Annotated in this window: 1 protein-coding gene; it reads right to left on the minus strand. The window is 67.3% G+C overall.

The features are described 5' to 3' along the window. Positions 1-24 precede the first annotated feature (24 nt). The gene (locus AB0K03_RS41060) at positions 25-1,230 is read right to left on the minus strand and encodes an IS110 family transposase (protein WP_364697588.1); all 1,206 of its coding nucleotides are present in this window, start codon (positions 1,228-1,230) and stop codon (positions 25-27) included. Positions 1,231-1,473: the final 243 nt, after the last annotated feature.

Here is a 1,473-nt window from a genome sequence, read left to right on the forward strand (position 1 = left end):
GGGGGGGTGTCCCTATGGGTTCTGTCAAGCGGCGAGGGTGAGCTTGTCTGCTGGCTTGTGCTGGTAGGAAGTTCGGGTGCGGAGCATGGCGTGCAGGACGTCGACGCGGCGGCGAGCGAGGCAGATGAGGGCGGCGTTGTGTTTCTTGCCTTCGGCACGTTTCCGGTCGTAGTAGGCCCGGCTGGCCGGGTCGGCCAGAGCGGCGAACGCAGACAGGAAGAACGCGCGTTTGAGCTGCTTGTTGCCGCCCTTGGGTGGGTGTTCTCCGCGGATGCTGGTTCCGGAGCGGCGGGTGACCGGTGCGAGGCCGGCGTAGGCAGCCAGATGGCCGGACGTGGGAAACGCGGCGACGTCGCCGACTTCGAGCAGGATCCGAGCTGCGGTCCTGACCCCGACACCAGGCATCGAGATCAGGACCGAGGAGAGAGGGTGCGCATCGAGCATCCCCTCGACCTGTTCGGCGAGCTGCTCGCGCTGTTTCAGCAGCTCTCGCAGGTTGTCGGCGAGTCGCGGAAGGATCGTCTCCGCTGCGGTGGAGCCCGGAACGACGACCGTCTGGGCGTCGAGGGCAGTGAAGATCTGCTCGACCAGGCGAGTCCCCATGCGAGGTGCGCGAGGCTTGACGATCTCAGTCAGTTTCGACCGACCGGCCTTGCGCAGCCCAGCCGGGCCGGCGCACCGCGACAGCACTTCCAGGACCGCGGGATGCTGCACTTTCGGGCCCAGCACCCGCTCGAGCGGCGGGTGGATCTGAGTGAGCAGGCCACGAATGCGGTTGCTGATGCGGTTGACCTCTCCGGCGAGGTCGTCGTCATAGCCGACCAGCATCTCCAACTCGGCCAGGGTGTCATCGCCGGCATCGACCCGACGCAGGGTATGCGGCAACGTCCGAGCCGCGTCGGCGATCACGTAGGCGTCGCGGGCATCGGTCTTCGCCGTGCCAGGATGCAGATCAGCAAGCCGGCGCATCACCAGACCCGGGAGGTAGGCGACCTGATGCCCACAGGCGCGGGCAACCGCGACCGGCAGGGCACCGATCGAGGCAGGCTGGTCGACCACCGCCAGGATCCGACCGTGCCGGGCCAACTTGTCGAACAGTTTCCGCAGCCCGGCCTCGGTGTTCGGCAACGCCGCATCGTGCAGCCGCTTACCCGCCGGATTCAACGCGACCGCATGGTGGTCGCTTTTGCCGACGTCCAGGCCCAGGAACACGCCGTACTCGTCGCTCACGTCTGGTCTCCCACGATCTCCATCATGGGCTCGGCCGCGGATCAAGCGTCGGACTGCCGGCAGCCACGTTACGAAGAGACCTACCCGCATGCGGGTGGCCGGGTCCCTATCAGCGGTCTCGCCGACGCCACCCGGCCCGGCGACAACACCCCCCGGATCATGCGTACGACAGGGGCAGTAAGTCATACCGGACCGAGCGACCGAGCAGTCCCCACCGGGGACGATCAAAAAGGTAACGGGGGG

The sequence above is a fragment of the Actinoplanes sp. NPDC049316 genome (assembly GCF_040677315.1).
Classification (GTDB): domain Bacteria; phylum Actinomycetota; class Actinomycetes; order Mycobacteriales; family Micromonosporaceae; genus Actinoplanes.